Genomic DNA, 14,075 nt, shown 5'->3' on the forward strand with positions numbered 1-14,075 from the left:
GTCAAGGGCGGCACACGAACCAGTGGCCACATGGCCTCTTTTCATCCCTGTCCCCTATTTATCTCCATAATGTCCGCGGCAATGGGCAATGTAGAGCCGTCCGTCCTCAATATGATAGACCAGGCGGTCTTTGTCGTTGATACGGCGGCTAAACTCTCCCCGCAGGTCGCCGGTGAGTGCCTCCGGCTTTCCAATCCCCACGGAACAGCCGTTGCGCTCAATGTCCTGAATCAGTTGGTTGATCCGTTTCAGGGTTTTCTTGTCCTGGGTCTGCCAGTATAGGTAGTCCTCCCACGCGTCATCTGACCATATTTTGTTCAAGCTTCCTCCACCTCAATCAATTCATGCTCCGTCCCTTTCCCGGCGCGCAGCTCCTGGACCGACTTTTTCACATAGGCCAAGTTCTCCTGGGAGAAGAAGGGGTCAGCGGCAGGCGTGATCTCAAAGGGAATGCGGTTTTCCCGCAGCACTGCTTTCACAAACAGGTTGATGGCTGTGGAGGTATTCAGCCCTACATTAGAGCAGAAGGCATCGAAATCCGCCTTGTCGTGGGCATCCACCTCAGCCGTAATGATCGTATGTGCCATGAAATTGTCTCCTTTCTGGCCTGCGTCACATCCCATGCATAATCCGCAGGGCATTGTGGATGGACTCCACCTCCACCACCTGGTGGGTCCCCCCTGCCTCGCCGTCCAGGGTCCAGTTCAGGGGCTCCCCGGCGATGATGCGCACCCGGGAGGCGGAAAAGCTGGTGAGCATGGAGCGCAGCATGGAGGGGTCCGTGGCCAGCAGGGCCCGGCTGAACTCCTCCGCGTCCTTCACGTCCCGGACGGGGGCGATCAACGTCACCTCCAACAGGCCGTCGGAGAGGTCCGGGTTCCCCGGGGGGAAGTTGCGGAAGCGGCCCACGGAGGTGGTGTTGCTCACCATGCCGAAGAGGTAATCCCCCTCCACCACCTCCCCGTCGTATTCCAGGCGGACGTGGTGGGGCTTCAGGTTCAGCAATTCCTTCACCGCCTCTAGGATATAGGCGTTGTAGCCCAGGAGGTTCTTGGCCTTTTGGGGGGTGGAGTAGGTCACTTCCGTGAACACCCCAAAGGCCGCCACATAGAGGAAGGGCTTGCGGTTGAACCGCCCCAGGTCCAGGGCCCGGGGCACCCCGTTCACCGCCGTGGCCGCCAGGGCGTGCAGGTCCCCCAGGGGCAGGTTCAGGTTTTTGGAAAAATCGTTGGTGGTGCCCACGGGGATATACCCCACCTCCGGGGGATGGGTAGCCCGGAGCACCCCGGAGATGGCCTCACTGAGGGTGCCGTCCCCCCCGGCCACCACCACCTGGTCGAACTGCCGGCTCCAACGGACAATGGCGTCCCCGGCGTCCCCCCGGTACTGGGTGGGGTAGGCGGTGACCAGGCATTGCTCCTGGGTCATGGCCTGAATGATCGTGGACAGCTCCGTCCAAGTGCGGCTCTTGCCGGCTTTGGCATTGTAGATAAATAAAACACGTTTCATAAAAAAGCCCTCCCTGTGTTCTCAGACTTTTTGCGGCTCATGCTGCTCCCTATTTCTTCCCATCATACCATATCTCGGGAAGGGATGCAATCTCTGGCTGCCGGTTGACAAGCGCCGGATATACTATATAATATATACACTACCTTACCCCGAAGGGAGGGGTTTTATGAACAAGACACAGCTCCTAGACCGCTTTGCCCGGGACAGCGGCAGCCGCCTGCTCCTGGGCCGCATCCTGGACCAGCAGCAGCGGGCACAGCAGCGGGGCATCCCCACCCACACGGCCTTCCTCTCCCCGGCGGAGCAGGCCACCAGCGCGGACTTCCTCATGGCCGCTGCCCCTGGGGCGGGGCTGTTGTTTGGCGGCTACGAGGGGGCGGAGCGGAAGCTCTGGGCCTTCCTGCCAGACTGGCTGGAGGAGGAGGCCTGGCGGCAGGGGGAGGACTGCCCCCTGTGTGCCCTCCGGGTGCAGCTCCCCAAGGGGGCCCAGCTGAGCCACCGGGACCTTCTGGGCTCCCTCATGGGCCTGGGGCTCACCCGGGAAAAGCTGGGGGATATCCTCCTGTTGGAGGGGGAGGCCCAAGTGCTCCTCCTCCGGGAAACCCTGCCCATCCTCCTGAGCCAATGGGAGCGGGTGGGGCGCTACCCTGTGGCCCTGTCCCCCCTCCCCCTCTCGGGCCTGGCCCCCACCCCAGGGGAGACCAAGGCCATCCGGGCCACAGTGGCCTCCCCCCGGCTGGACGCAGTGGTGGCGGCGGGTTTTTCCATCCCCCGCAGCCGGGCAGCGGAGCTCATCCGCGCCGGACGGGTGATGGTGGACCACCGCCCCTGTGAAAAGGCGGACAAGCTGATAGAACCCGAAGCCGTCCTCACCTGCCGGGGGCTGGGGAAGTGTGTCCTGCGCAGCGCCAGCGGCAGCTCCAAACGGGGGCGGCTGATTTTGGAGTTGGAACGGTATCTCTAGCGTCCTTGAGAAACCGCATCCTGTTGGGCCACCGCCCAGACCTGCCCTGGGCACTGCCCGGGGCTCCGCCACCTTTTGAAACAAGGTTAGTGAAACTGTTCCGCTGTGTTCAACAGCAAAAAGGAGTAAACCTATGACCCAAGAACGCATCCACCGCATCAACGAACTGGCCCGGAAGAAAAAGTCCGTGGGCCTCACGCCGGAAGAGACCGCCGAGCAGGCCGTCCTGCGCAAGGAATACCTGGCCGCCATCCGGGAAAGCCTGGAAGCCCAACTAGACAACGTCTACTTCCAAGAGCCCGACGGCAGCCAGACCAAGCTGAAAAAGAAGGGCGAATGAGCACAAAAAACCGTCCCCAGAGGCCAGACAGGCCTTTGGGGACGGTTTGTTTTAGTTTGCTTTTTCCAGTTCGCTGATCCTCTCTGCCATTTGGCGGATCATAACCTTTAGGAATTTCATCTCGTCCTCCAAGTCATCCACACGAGAACGCGGAAGGAGCTTTTCTTGAATATCCTGGATACCCTCCGCCAGAAGATTGAACTTAGGCATAACATCAGACTCAATGATGATATTCATTCGATGGGCCATCAGGCGGTCGATCTCCTGTAAATCTCTTTCTTCTAACATGGGCCTCACTCCTTTGAGCTATTATACCGGTTCTCATCCCCCGCTGTCAAGTCCTCAGCGGTGGGCTGTCAACAGCCGCAGGTTGGCCTGGTCGGTGCTGTTGAAGGAAATGCTGGCGGCATCCCGGGTGACCCCCTGATACCAGGACTGGCCGGAGAACAGGGCTTGCAGGGCGCTGTCCTGGAAGATATAGCCGTTCTTGGCATAGATGGTATTGATCAAAAGCTGGATATCCGCCCCGGAGAGGTTGCGCACATAGCTCTCGCTGAGCCGCTCGTCTACAGCGTAGCGGGTCCACAGCCAGCCCATTTGGGAGATGCTGTCCCGGTTGGGCAGCTGGTCCCGGTAGCGCACCAACAGGTTCAGGTTGTTCCGGTCCAGGGTGGACATCCGCAGGCTGCCGGTGTCATTGGACACCGGGGCATACCAGGGCATTTGGGAAAAGTAGGCCTGCAAGCTGTCTGTGCGGAAGATGTAACCGTTCTTGGCATAGATCTGGTTGATGGTAAATTGCAAGGTCTCCCCATCCATCCTGGCCACCTCCCCCTCGGTGAGGGCATAGGCCGGGTACACGGCGTCGGGGTTGGTCTCCCGCACGTAGACCACTTGCGTTTCCGTGCCGCCCTGGGTGGGGGTTGGGGTGGTGGCAGGTTCAGCTTGGGTTGGTTGTTGGGCGCCCCCCACCGTCACGCTCACTGTGCAGGAAATCTCACTGTAGGCCTTGGACGCGGCGGTAATGGTGCAGCTCCCCGCACCCACCCCCTGGACTTTGCCGCTGTCGTCCACAGTGGCCACGCTGCTGTTGCTGCTCACCCAGAGCAGGTCCTGTTCCTTGGCGTCGGCGGGGGTCAGGACCACCTGGATGGCGCTGTTCTCCCCAGGCTGCAGCTCCAAGGTCTCCGGGTAGGCGGACATGGACGCCAAGGCTGTCCCCTCCGAGGGGCTCCCGCCGCTGCACCCCACCAGCAGAAGCAGGGCGGCAAGCAATAGGGCAAATCGTTTCATTCTCTCTCCTCCATTCCCCTGCCCGGTGGTACCGCACCAGGGTGGGGTTTTCCCTATTGTACCCCTGTTTTCCCTGGAAAGTCAACCGGTTTTGTTGCGCCCTTGGCAAGTCATCCCTCCCCTTTCCCCAGGTCCATTTGAGATAACTGACGTCTCTGGTCCCGCCGGCCATAGACAACAGCGGTCACCTGGACACTGCGGGTTTCCTCGTCGATCCAAAAGTAAACCAAATAATTTTTCACCGGCATTTTGCGGATGCCTAAGCTGTGCCAGGGCTCTTCCTCCGTCCGTGCAATGCGGCTGGGGAAGTTGGAGAGTGACGCGATTTCATGCTCGAGTTTTTCCAATAAATCTAAGGCTGCCTCCGGTGCTTGCAGGGTAAACGCAATATAATGGGTGATTTCCTCCAACTGTTTCTACGCCTGGGGTGTAATCTTAACTGTGTATTCCTCCATTACTCACCGATCTCCCGCCGCAATTGGGAAAAAACCTCTGGGGCAGGACGGGCACGCCCCGCCTTCGCCTCCTCCAAGCCCCGCGCCATCATAGCGTCAAATGCAGCCGCATCCAGCTCATCCCGGGCCGCAGGCACAGCGGGAAGCGCCAGGGAAAATGGAATGCTCCGGGTCATGATAATCTGTTTGTAAAGCATGTTGATCACCACCGAAGCCGGGACACCAAGCTGATCCATAATTGCCTCCGCCTGTTCCTTGATGCCGGGCTCTACCCGTGCAAGAATGGTTGCCGTCTTTGCTGCCATATCACACACCGCCTTTCTCCCTGTATTATACCCACTTGTATAACGAAACGCAATACTTTTGATATAGAAAGCCACCCCCGCTTCACGGATTCAGCTTAACCACCACCGCCCCGTCCAGCACTTCCACGCTGCCCTCCTGGGGATAGAGGGGCATCGCCTGGACTTGCTGGGTGGCGGCAAAGCGCTGGGCCAATGGACTCTCCCCGGTATAGACCGGCTGGGAAAAGCCCAGGTAGTAGCGCAGGAAGTGGCGGTAGGTAAAGAAGCTGCGCAAATCACCCATGTCGAAAATCCCCACCAGGTCTGCGGTATCCAGCTCCGGCGTGGGAGAGAGCCCCGCCTCCCGGGTGGTGCTGCCCACCAGCACCACGGGCATCCCCGGCTCATAGCCCTGGGCAGCTTCCACCCGCTCCAACAGCCGGTTGGAATACGCCGCTCACGGCGTTCCCTCTTTTTCGTACCCCTCTGCCCGATAGCGAAAACTGGCCAGGGGCATCCCGCATTCCTTGGCGGCGGCGGCACCGCTGAGGGTCCCGGCCTTCCACTTTTGATAGGCACTGTGGTAGTTCTCCGGCAGGGGCCGGGGCGGACGGCCAAAGCGTACCCCCCGGGCCTTGGCGGCGGCAATCCCCGCGGCCTGGCGCTGGCGGATGTTCTCCCGCTCATTCTGGGCCACAAAGGACAGGATTTGCAGCACCAGGTCGGCAATGAAGGTGCCCATGAGGTCCTTGCCGTTGCGGGTGTCCAGCAGGGGCATGTCCAGCACGCACAGGTCCACCCCCAGCTCCTTGGTGAGGATGCGCCACTGGGTTTGGATTTCCTGGTAATTGCGGCCTAGCCGGTCGATGCTCTGTACGTAGAGGAGGTCCCCGGGGCGCAGGCGGCGGACCAGGCGTTTGTACTGGGGGCGGTCAAAGTCCTTGCCGGACTGCTTGTCCATATAGATGTGGGCAGCAGCTACCCCCTTGCCCTCTAGGGCGATGCGCTGCCGGTCCTCGTTCTGTTCGGTGGTGGACACGCGGATGTATCCATACGTGGTTTCTGCCATGGGGCATCCCTCCATTCATTTGCTTGGCGTTTGGCGTACTTCCCCATTCTACAAAATGTCCGCTGTCTTGTCCCCCTTTTTCTAACAGAAAAGCGCTGTAATCTTCTTATTTTCGAGAGAAAACCCCGATTTTCTGTAGAGCTCTATGGTTTTCCTCCCCCTTAAGCCAGAAAAAAGCGGCCCGTGGATTTCTCCACAGGCCGCTTTCGCGCATCCTGTTGTTTGCCTGCGCCCAATCACACCACCAAGGCGGGGATGAACAGGGGCAGGTAGGTATACAGTAAAAACACCAAAATCAAGCCGACCAGGTAGGGCACCACCGACTTGGATATCTTCTCGATGGGCAGCCCTGTGGTGCTGGAAGCCACAAACAGGTTGATGGCCACCGGCGGGGTAATCATGCCGATGGAGATGCCGATGGTGAAGATGATCCCAAAGTGGACCAGGCTCACCCCCAGGGCATTCACCAGGGGCAGGAACACCGGGGTCAGCAGGATTACGGCGGAGGAGGTCTCCATAAAGATCCCGGCCACAAGGACGATGAGGGCGATGAGCAGCAGCAGCACGTACTTGTTGTCGGAGATGGAGAGCACCCCTGTGGCGATGTGTTCCGGGATCTTCCAGTTGGCAAGGGCCCAGCCAAAGATACCGCTGCAGGCAATGATAATCATGATAACCGACGAGGTCCGGGCGCTGCCCAGGATGATCTGCCCCAGCTCCTTGAGGCTCATGTCCCGGTAGATCACGAAGGAGATGAGGGCGGCGTAAATCACCGCCACCGCCGCCGACTCCGAGGGGGTGAACTTGCCGGAGAAGATGCCGCCCAGGATGATGAGGGGCATGAGGATGGCCCCGATGGCCCGGGCGAAGGTTTTCACGATGTTCACCAGGGTATCCCTGGGGGAACGCTTCTCCCCCCTGGGGTAGTGGCGCTTATGGGCCTGATAAAGGGCGATGGCGATGAGCACCACGCCCATGGCAATCCCCGGCAGGAAGCCGTTGGAGAAGAGCTGGGTGACGCTCTGGTTGGCGATCACCGCGTAGAGCACCATGGGCACCGACGGCGGGATCACCACGCCGATACAGCCCGACGCCGCCACCAGGGCCGCGGAGGAGCTCTCGTCATAGTTGCGCTTCTTCAGCTCCGGGATCAGGGTGGCCCCCACGGCGGCGGTGGTGGCCGCGCCGGAGCCGGAGATGGCCGCGAAGAACATCCCCGCCGCCACTGCCACGGCGGACAGCCCGCCCCGGATGCGCCCCAGCAGGGATTCCGCAAAGGCCACCAGGGCCTGGGACATGGAACCCCGGGCCAGCAGGTCCCCAGCCAGGATGAAGAAGGGCACGGCAATCAGGGGGAAGGAGTCCGTGGAGGCGAACATCCGCTGCACCACGATGAGCAGGTTGACATCCCCTGCCATCATCACCGCCACACCGGCCACGGCAATGGCAAAGGCGATGGGGACCCCCAGCACCAGGAGAACCAGGAAGGTGACAAATAAAATCGCGGTCATTCCAGGTTCACCCCCTCCGCGTGCTTCCGGGTGAGGAGTTGGAGGATGGCGTCCACCACATGGACCTCCATGATGGCGAAGCCGATGGGGATGCTCATATACATGTACCGCATGGGCAGGCGCAGGGCGGCAGAGAGCTGGTTGCCCTGCATACCCATGTAGCGGAAGCCATAGTAGATGGCGATGACGCAGAAGGCCCCGCAGACCACATGGATAAAAATCTTGACGGCCTTCCCCGCCATGGGGGGCAGGAAGCCATGGAGCAGGGTCACGGAGATGTGGCCCCCGTGCTTATACACGATGCCCGCCCCCAGGAAGGTGGACCAGATCAGCAGGTAGCGGGACAATTCCTCGCTCCAAGCCAGGGCGGTGAAGAACAGCCGGCAGACGATCTGGGCCCCGGTGAGGAGCACCATAGCGGCCAGGGCGGCGATGAGCACCCCGCTGCACCCCCGGTCTAAAACATTGCTAACTTTGTGGATGGCTCTTGCAACTGGCATGGTTCCGTCCTCTCTGCCCCTTAGGCCAGAGCCTCCTGAATCCGGGTGATGTAGTCAGCGTACTGGGGATAGGCGTCATACACGCTCTGCACCGCTGCCTGGAAGCTTTCCAGGTCGGGGGTCTCCACCACTTCCATACCGTTGTCCTTCATGGCTTGGAGCTGCTCGGCCTCGTGCTCGGCAGTCCAGTTGCGCTCGTACTCGGCGGCCTCCTGGGCGGCCTCGTCAAAGATTTTCTGCACGTCCTCGGGCAGGCTGTTGTAGGTGTCCAGGCTCATGGTGATGATGGCGCTGGCGTAGGCGTGGCGGGTGAGGGTGGCGTACTTCTGGGACTCCCAGAGCTTATAGGAATAGATGACGTTGATGGGGTTCTCCTGGCCCTGGATGGTGTTCTGCTGCAGGCCAGTGAGGGCGTCGTTCCAAGCCATGGGGACGGCGTTGACGCCCATAGCCTTGAAGGAGGCGGTGTAGACCTCATTCTCCATCACGCGGATTTTCAGGTCTTTCACGTCGTCGGCCTTTTCCACCGGGCGGACGCTGTTGGTGAGGTTCCGGAAGCCCCGCTCGGCATAGGCCAGGCCCTTCAGGTTGGAGCTCTCCAAGGACTTGAGCAGGTCCTTGCCGATCTCGCCGTCCAGAATCTTATACACGTCCTCGTTGCTAGAGAACAGGAAGGGCATGTCCAGCACGCCCATGTCGGCGGAGAAATTCACAAAGGGGCCGCTGGTGATGATGCCCAGGTCCAGGGTACCGGTGCCCATCTGCATGCTCTCTAGCATGGTGCGCTCGTCGCCCAGGGCGCCGTTGGGGTGGATTTCGATTTTATAAGCGCCCTCGGTGCGCTCCTCCACCAGCTCGGCGAACTTCTCGGCGGCCACCTGGAAGCTGTCCTCTTCGTTGACGGTGGTACCCAGCTTCAGCACCACGGCCTCGCCGTTGCCGGCAGCGTCGTCATTGCCCTCGCCTTCCCCAGGGGCGGGCTCACTGCCGCAGGCGGCCAAGCCCAGGCACATCATCCCTGCCAGCAGCAGGGCCAGGAAACGGTTCTTTTTCATTTTCTACACTCCTTCTTTCTCAATGAACGCGGCGGCCATTGCGGGCCGCTGTCTGCCCCTTATGTTAATTTAATCTTGTTTTCCTGTCAAGACGTGGGGGCAAATTCCTTGCTAAAATTTTGTGCATCCTGACTGTCCTGTTGGCTCCTCTCGGGCTATGGCTGACAAAACAGCTTATCCTTTTGCAAAAGCTTACAATTTGTCTGTTTGGTTTTTGGGCATAGAAAAGGGACCCGGCTAGAAGCGGGTCCCTCGTTAAGGTGGATGAAAACGTTATGCTATGATCTCCCGCAAGGCGTTCAACACAGCTTCGCCCCTGCGGGAATCCCATCGTCCAGCATCAACAGGTTCAGCCGTTCCTCCCCGGCCTCCTTATGGACGGCAGAGAGGAGCATCCCGTTGGACTCCAACCCCATCATCTTCCGGGAGGGCAGATTCACGATGGCCACCAGGGTTTTCCCCAGCAAGTCCTCCGGCTTATAGTACATGGCGATGCCGGACAGGATTTGCCGCGGGGTGCCTGTGCCGTCGTCCAGGGTGAATTTCAGCAGCTTTTTGGACTTCTTCACCGGCTCACACTCCTTCACCTTCACCACCCGGAAGTCGCTCTTGGCGAAGGTATCGAAGTCCACTTCCTCCTCCCAGGGCTCTAGCTCGATCTCCGGCTGGCTGGGGGCGGCGGCTGCGGCTTGCAGGGCTTCCAGCTCTTCCAGGGCCTTGTCCATGTCGATGCGGGGGAAGAGGTTCTCCCCCTTGGTGACGGTGATGGTCTGGGACAGGGAACCCCAGGTCCCGGCGGCGGCCCAGCCCCGGCAATCCTCACAGGCCCCCAGCTGGTCCAGGAGCTTTTCCATGCGCTCGGGCATGAAAGGGGTCAGGAGCACGCCGCAGATGCGGGTGGTCTCCAAGAGGTTGTACAGCACCGCCGCCAGCCGGGGGCCATGGGCGGCAATGTCCTTGCCCAGGACCCAGGGGGCGGTCTCGTCGATATACTTGTTGGCCCGCTGGATGACCTTGAACACCTCCGCCAGGGCATTCTGGAACTGGTATTTTTCCATCTGGGCCTCATAGCGGTCCCGGAGGCCAGAGGCCAGGGCGATGAGCTCTGCGTCCTGGGCCTCATCGGCCAGCTTTCCCTCCGGCAGGGTGCCGCCGAAGTATTTGCCCGCCATGGCGGTGGTGCGGCTGAGGAGGTTGCCCAGGTCATTGGCCAGGTCCACGTTGATGGTCTGGATCAGCAGCTCATTGGAGAAGTTGCCGTCCGCGCCGAAGGGGAAGGTGCGCAGGAGGAAGAAGCGCAGGGCGTCCACCCCGAACTTCTCCGCCAGCAGGTAGGGGTCCACCACGTTGCCCTTGGACTTGGACATCTTGCCCCCGTCCAGCAGCAGCCAGCCGTGGCCGTAGACCTTCCCCGGCAGGGGCAGTTCCAGGCTCATGAGCATGGCAGGCCAGATGATGGCATGGAAGCGGACGATCTCCTTGCCCACAAAGTGGACGTCGGCAGGCCAGTAGTGGTCCAGATCGTTGTATTGGCCATTCTGGTAGCCCAGGGCGGTCATGTAGTTGAACAGGGCGTCAATCCACACATACACCACATGGCCTTCGTCGAAGTCCACGGGCACCCCCCAGGAGAAGGAGGTGCGGGAGACACACAAGTCCTCCAAGCCGGGCTTGATGAAGTTGTTCACCATCTCATGGACCCGGCTCCGGGGCTCCAGGAAGTCGGTGTTTTCCAGCAGGTCCTGGACCCGTCCGGCGTACTTGGACAGGCGGAAGAAATAGGCCTCCTCCTCCGCGTCCTGGACGTCCCGGCCGCAGTCCGGGCACTTGCCGTCCTTGAGCTGGCTCTCGGTCCAGAAGGACTCGCAGGGCTTGCAGTACTTGCCCACATACTTGCCCTTATAGATATCCCCCTTGTCGTACATGGCCTTGAATATCTTCTGGATGGCGGCCACGTGGTAGCCGTCGGTGGTGCGGATGAAGCGGTCGTTGGAGATATTCATCAGCTTCCACAGGTCCCGGACCCCTCTGGGGCCGTCCACGATGGCGTCCACGAAGGCCTGGGGGGTGACCCCGGCCTCCTTGGCCTTGTCCTCGATCTTCTGGCCGTGCTCGTCGGTGCCGGTGAGGAACATGACGTCGCAGCCGGTGAGGCGTTTATACCGGGCCATGGCGTCGGTGGCCACGGTGCAGTAGGTGTGGCCGATGTGGAGCTTATCTGAGGGGTAGTAGATGGGGGTGGTGATATAAAACTTTTTCTTGTCTGTTCGGTCCATAAAATCGTAACCTCCGGAAGGATAGGAATGGGGGTATGGGGCAGATTGCCCCTATCAACGGGCGGCTGTTACCCCTGGTTTTGGGGGGCGCTGGGGCAGCTGCCGTCGGGGGCGGCGCTGGGGCAGCCGGCGCAGGTGCCGCTGTCGCAGGAGGGCGGCGGGGACGGCGGGGGCGGCAGGGGGATGCCGTCGTTATGGGCCAGGGCTTCGCTCATGGACAGGAGATAGAACACCATCCCCAGGGCCATGGCCACGTCATACAGGGGCAGTCCGTCCCCCAGGATCATGATGCAAAAGGCGGCGCCCTCCCCGGCGAAGAACAGTGCGCCCCCTACCTTCCCCTTGTCGAAGCCGAAGGCCGCCAGCAGGGCACAGGCCACCATGGCCACCAGCAGGGCCAGCAGTTCCAGGTAGTAATTGCCGGTGATGGGGCACCGGGCCCACTCCTGATAGCTTGCCATCACCCACACGCAGCCCACGAAGCCGGGCAGGGGCAGCAGCACCCGCCGGGGCTCCTGGCCCTTGCTCAGGGACGTGGTGATGGCCACCACCACCAGCCCGGCCATCAGGGCCACCGCCGCCAGGACCAGGTGTACCACGCCTACGCTGCGCTGGCCCAGGGCGTCCTTGGTGCCGCCAAAGAAGCCCCACACGTTCAGCACTGCCGCGGCCATAAACAGGAAGGCCCCCGCCAGCATGGCCGTCCGGCCCACGAAGCCCCGGGGGGCAAAGGCGGCGCCGTAGCGTTTGCCAAAGTCCTGGTGCTTCCCGCAGCTGAGGAAGAGCAGCACCAGGGCCACCACCAGGCTCAGCACCCATATCACCGCCTCGCTGGTGGTGCCGGAGATGGGCAGGCCGGTGTCGGGCTCAAAGGCGGTGCGCCAATAAAACCGGCGGGCCACCAGCCCTGCCAGGCCACCCACCAGGGCGGCCAGCGGGATCCATTTTGCTTTTTTCATGAAACACTCCTTGCACTCCGTTTGCGGGCGGTTAATAGGCCACGCCCCAATAGATCATCTTTTTCGCCGCCCGGCCGCAGATGGGGCAGGTATCCCCCAACTGCTCCTGGGCAAAGGGGATGCAGCGGGAGGTCATCCCCGCCTCCTCCTTCATTTTCATCTCGCAGTCCAATGCGCCGCACCACATGGTCTTGACAAAGCCGCCGTGCTGGGCCTGGACCTCTTTGGCCTCCTCCAAGGAGTAGGCGGGGAAGATGTGCTCTTCCAGGTTTTTCTTGGCCCGCTGGTAGAGGCCGTCGTGGATAGCGTCCAGCATGGCGGGGACGGCGCTCTCCAACTCGTCCAGGCTGATGAATACTTTTTCCCCGCTGTCCCGGCGCACCAGGACGCACTGGTCCTTCTCCATGTCCTTGGGCCCCAGCTCGATGCGCAGGGGGACCCCTTTCATCTCATACTCCGCGGCCTTCCAGCCCATGGACTGGTCCGAGGCATCCATCTTAGCCCGGATGCCGGCGGCTTGCAGCCGGCCCAGCAGGGCGGCGGCGGCGTCCAGGACCCCCTCCTTGTGCTGGGCCACCGGGATCACCATGGCCTGGATGGGGGCGATGCGGGGGGGCAGGACTAAGCCGTTGTTGTCCCCGTGGGTCATGATGATGCCCCCGATCATCCGGGTGGAGACCCCCCAGGAGGTCTGGTGGGGATAGTGGAGGGTGTTGTCCTTGCCGGTGAAGGTGATGTCAAAGGCCCGGGCGAAGCCGTCGCCAAAGTAGTGGCTGGTGCCGGATTGCAGGGCCTTGTGGTCGTGCATCATGCACTCCACGGTGTAGGTCTCCTCCGCGCCGTTGAACTTCTCCTTCTCCGTTTTCTGGCCCTTCACCACAGGCATGGCCAGGGTGTTTTCCAAAAAGTCCGCGTAGACGTTCAGCATCCGCTGGGTCTCCTCCCGGGCCTCTTGGGCGGTGGCGTGCATGGTGTGGCCCTCCTGCCACAAAAATTCCCGGTGGCGCAGGAAGGGGCGGGAGGTCTTTTCCCAGCGCAGGACGCTGCACCACTGGTTGTAGAGCTTGGGCAGGTCCCGGTGGGACTGGATGACATTTTTATAGTGTTCACAGAACAGGGTCTCCGAGGTGGGGCGGATGCAGTAGCGCTCTTCCAGGGGTTCGCTGCCGCCATAGGTCACCCAGGCGCACTCCGGGGCGAAGCCCTCCACGTGGTCCTTCTCCTTTTGCAGGAGGGATTCGGGGATGAGCATGGGGAGATAGACGTTTTCATGGCCGCTCTCCTTAAAGCGCCGGTCCAGCTCGTGCTGGATATTCTCCCAGATGGCGTAGCCATAGGGGCGGTAGATGAACATGCCCTTGATGGAGGAGTAGTCGATGAGCTCTGCCTTTTTGCACACGTCGGTGTACCACTGGGCAAAGTCCTGCTCCATGTCGGTGATCTGTTCCACTTTCTTTTTGTTGTCCTTAGCCATAGTCCTTCATCCTTTATTCAGTCAGTTTCAAACGCCCAGGGGCGGCGGTGGTCATAGGTAAATCTATTGTATGTCCCCAGGGAGAAATTGTCAAGCCTGCATCAGGGCCCTTCTGCACAGCCAAGGCCAACCCCGCAGGGCTGCAAACGCCCCGGCCAAACCTACCACTTCTCCCCCACCAGCCCCATCAGCTCCCGTTCCCCGGCGATGTCGCTGGGGTAGGGGTAGCGTTTGGCGCAGGTTTCAAAGCGCTTTTGGGCATCCGCCGCCGCCCCGCCGTCCCCAGCCGCCAAATAACCGACAACGGCGGTGACCCCCAGGTTCAGGGCCACCGCCAGGACATAGCCGGGCCGCACCCGTCTGTTCTTTCTTGATTTCTCCATCCC

18 protein-coding genes are annotated in these 14,075 nt (G+C 61.3%); 2 read left to right on the forward strand and 16 right to left on the reverse strand.

The window, feature by feature from the left end; all coding sequences use genetic code 11:
- Positions 1-54: 54 nt before the first annotated feature.
- The 3 genes from ACTOZL_RS03200 to ACTOZL_RS03210 are packed head-to-tail and all read right to left on the reverse strand — an operon-like array spanning position 55 to position 1,509.
- Positions 55-321 carry a Txe/YoeB family addiction module toxin gene (locus tag ACTOZL_RS03200; protein WP_482476640.1) on the reverse strand — a complete coding sequence of 89 codons (267 nt, stop codon included), beginning with the start codon at positions 319-321 and terminating at the stop codon, positions 55-57.
- Positions 318-587, reverse strand: coding sequence for a type II toxin-antitoxin system RelB/DinJ family antitoxin (locus tag ACTOZL_RS03205; protein ID WP_482476641.1), 270 nt, complete (start codon positions 585-587; stop codon positions 318-320). The genes ACTOZL_RS03200 and ACTOZL_RS03205 overlap by 4 nt, the downstream gene beginning before the upstream one ends.
- Before the next feature lie 25 nt (positions 588-612).
- Complete coding sequence (locus tag ACTOZL_RS03210; protein WP_482476642.1) at positions 613-1,509, reverse strand: diacylglycerol/lipid kinase family protein; 897 nt, start codon at positions 1,507-1,509, stop codon at positions 613-615.
- 166 nt (positions 1,510-1,675) lie between these two features.
- Here ACTOZL_RS03210 and ACTOZL_RS03215 point away from each other — a divergent pair, with 166 nt between their 5' ends.
- Positions 1,676-2,473: a YlmH family RNA-binding protein gene (locus ACTOZL_RS03215; protein WP_482476643.1), complete on the forward strand. Its 798-nt coding sequence runs from the start codon at positions 1,676-1,678 to the stop codon at positions 2,471-2,473.
- 133 nt (positions 2,474-2,606) lie between these two features.
- The gene (locus tag ACTOZL_RS03220) at positions 2,607-2,813 is read left to right on the forward strand and encodes a DUF896 domain-containing protein (protein ID WP_482476644.1); all 207 of its coding nucleotides are present in this window, start codon (positions 2,607-2,609) and stop codon (positions 2,811-2,813) included.
- Between the two features lie 51 nt (positions 2,814-2,864).
- On the opposite strand, the gene ACTOZL_RS03225 is transcribed toward ACTOZL_RS03220, so the two are convergent.
- The 13 genes from ACTOZL_RS03225 to ACTOZL_RS03285 all read right to left on the reverse strand — a co-directional run.
- On the reverse strand, positions 2,865-3,101 hold the full coding sequence (locus ACTOZL_RS03225) for a hypothetical protein (protein WP_482476645.1): 237 nt from the start codon (positions 3,099-3,101) through the stop codon (positions 2,865-2,867).
- Between the two features lie 54 nt (positions 3,102-3,155).
- The gene (locus tag ACTOZL_RS03230) at positions 3,156-4,106 is read right to left on the reverse strand and encodes a YARHG domain-containing protein (protein ID WP_482476646.1); all 951 of its coding nucleotides are present in this window, start codon (positions 4,104-4,106) and stop codon (positions 3,156-3,158) included.
- Positions 4,107-4,216: 110 nt separating this feature from the next.
- Complete coding sequence (locus tag ACTOZL_RS03235) at positions 4,217-4,516, reverse strand: type II toxin-antitoxin system RelE/ParE family toxin (RefSeq protein ID WP_482476647.1); 300 nt, start codon at positions 4,514-4,516, stop codon at positions 4,217-4,219.
- Between the two features lie 44 nt (positions 4,517-4,560).
- Positions 4,561-4,866: a type II toxin-antitoxin system RelB/DinJ family antitoxin gene (locus ACTOZL_RS03240; RefSeq protein WP_482476648.1), complete on the reverse strand. Its 306-nt coding sequence runs from the start codon at positions 4,864-4,866 to the stop codon at positions 4,561-4,563.
- Between the two features lie 82 nt (positions 4,867-4,948).
- Positions 4,949-5,281, reverse strand: a complete 333-nt coding sequence (locus ACTOZL_RS03245) for a hypothetical protein (protein ID WP_482476649.1) — start codon at positions 5,279-5,281, stop codon at positions 4,949-4,951.
- A 21-nt stretch (positions 5,282-5,302) separates the two neighbouring features.
- Positions 5,303-5,914, reverse strand: coding sequence for a recombinase family protein (locus tag ACTOZL_RS03250; RefSeq protein ID WP_482476650.1), 612 nt, complete (start codon positions 5,912-5,914; stop codon positions 5,303-5,305).
- Positions 5,915-6,150: 236 nt separating this feature from the next.
- On the reverse strand, positions 6,151-7,425 hold the full coding sequence (locus ACTOZL_RS03255; protein ID WP_482476651.1) for a TRAP transporter large permease: 1,275 nt from the start codon (positions 7,423-7,425) through the stop codon (positions 6,151-6,153).
- Complete coding sequence (locus ACTOZL_RS03260) at positions 7,422-7,925, reverse strand: TRAP transporter small permease (RefSeq protein ID WP_482476652.1); 504 nt, start codon at positions 7,923-7,925, stop codon at positions 7,422-7,424. The genes ACTOZL_RS03255 and ACTOZL_RS03260 overlap by 4 nt, the downstream gene beginning before the upstream one ends.
- A 20-nt stretch (positions 7,926-7,945) precedes the next feature.
- Positions 7,946-8,980 (reverse strand): TRAP transporter substrate-binding protein, encoded by a 1,035-nt coding sequence (locus ACTOZL_RS03265; RefSeq protein WP_482476653.1) that lies wholly within the window; start codon positions 8,978-8,980, stop codon positions 7,946-7,948.
- Positions 8,981-9,279: 299 nt separating this feature from the next.
- On the reverse strand, positions 9,280-11,256 hold the full coding sequence (metG, locus tag ACTOZL_RS03270) for a methionine--tRNA ligase (protein WP_482476654.1): 1,977 nt from the start codon (positions 11,254-11,256) through the stop codon (positions 9,280-9,282).
- Between the two features lie 68 nt (positions 11,257-11,324).
- Positions 11,325-12,215, reverse strand: a complete 891-nt coding sequence (locus tag ACTOZL_RS03275) for a hypothetical protein (protein ID WP_482476655.1) — start codon at positions 12,213-12,215, stop codon at positions 11,325-11,327.
- Between the two features lie 31 nt (positions 12,216-12,246).
- A complete protein-coding gene (gene proS / locus ACTOZL_RS03280) occupies positions 12,247-13,689 on the reverse strand; it encodes a proline--tRNA ligase (protein WP_482476656.1) in 1,443 nt (480 codons plus the stop codon).
- 161 nt (positions 13,690-13,850) lie between these two features.
- Positions 13,851-14,075 (reverse strand): hypothetical protein (locus ACTOZL_RS03285; RefSeq protein ID WP_482476657.1); only part of this gene is annotated, 225 nt, incomplete at its 5' end.

The sequence above is a fragment of the Evtepia sp. genome (assembly GCF_056797215.1).

Bases quoted from the DNA above. Each gene is read 5' to 3' on its own strand.
- ACTOZL_RS03205 (WP_482476641.1), bottom strand. From the start codon at position 587: ATGGCACATACGATCATTACGGCTGAGGTGGATGCCCACGACAAGGCG.
- ACTOZL_RS03210 (WP_482476642.1), bottom strand. From the start codon at position 1,509: ATGAAACGTGTTTTATTTATCTACAATGCCAAAGCCGGCAAGAGCCGC.
- ACTOZL_RS03215 (WP_482476643.1), top strand. From the start codon at position 1,676: ATGAACAAGACACAGCTCCTAGACCGCTTTGCCCGGGACAGCGGCAGC.
- ACTOZL_RS03220 (WP_482476644.1), top strand. From the start codon at position 2,607: ATGACCCAAGAACGCATCCACCGCATCAACGAACTGGCCCGGAAGAAA.
- ACTOZL_RS03225 (WP_482476645.1), bottom strand. From the start codon at position 3,101: ATGTTAGAAGAAAGAGATTTACAGGAGATCGACCGCCTGATGGCCCAT.
- ACTOZL_RS03230 (WP_482476646.1), bottom strand. From the start codon at position 4,106: ATGAAACGATTTGCCCTATTGCTTGCCGCCCTGCTTCTGCTGGTGGGG.
- ACTOZL_RS03240 (WP_482476648.1), bottom strand. From the start codon at position 4,866: ATGGCAGCAAAGACGGCAACCATTCTTGCACGGGTAGAGCCCGGCATC.
- ACTOZL_RS03250 (WP_482476650.1), bottom strand. From the start codon at position 5,914: ATGGCAGAAACCACGTATGGATACATCCGCGTGTCCACCACCGAACAG.
- ACTOZL_RS03255 (WP_482476651.1), bottom strand. From the start codon at position 7,425: ATGACCGCGATTTTATTTGTCACCTTCCTGGTTCTCCTGGTGCTGGGG.
- ACTOZL_RS03260 (WP_482476652.1), bottom strand. From the start codon at position 7,925: ATGCCAGTTGCAAGAGCCATCCACAAAGTTAGCAATGTTTTAGACCGG.
- ACTOZL_RS03265 (WP_482476653.1), bottom strand. From the start codon at position 8,980: ATGAAAAAGAACCGTTTCCTGGCCCTGCTGCTGGCAGGGATGATGTGC.
- metG (WP_482476654.1), bottom strand. From the start codon at position 11,256: ATGGACCGAACAGACAAGAAAAAGTTTTATATCACCACCCCCATCTAC.
- ACTOZL_RS03275 (WP_482476655.1), bottom strand. From the start codon at position 12,215: ATGAAAAAAGCAAAATGGATCCCGCTGGCCGCCCTGGTGGGTGGCCTG.
- proS (WP_482476656.1), bottom strand. From the start codon at position 13,689: ATGGCTAAGGACAACAAAAAGAAAGTGGAACAGATCACCGACATGGAG.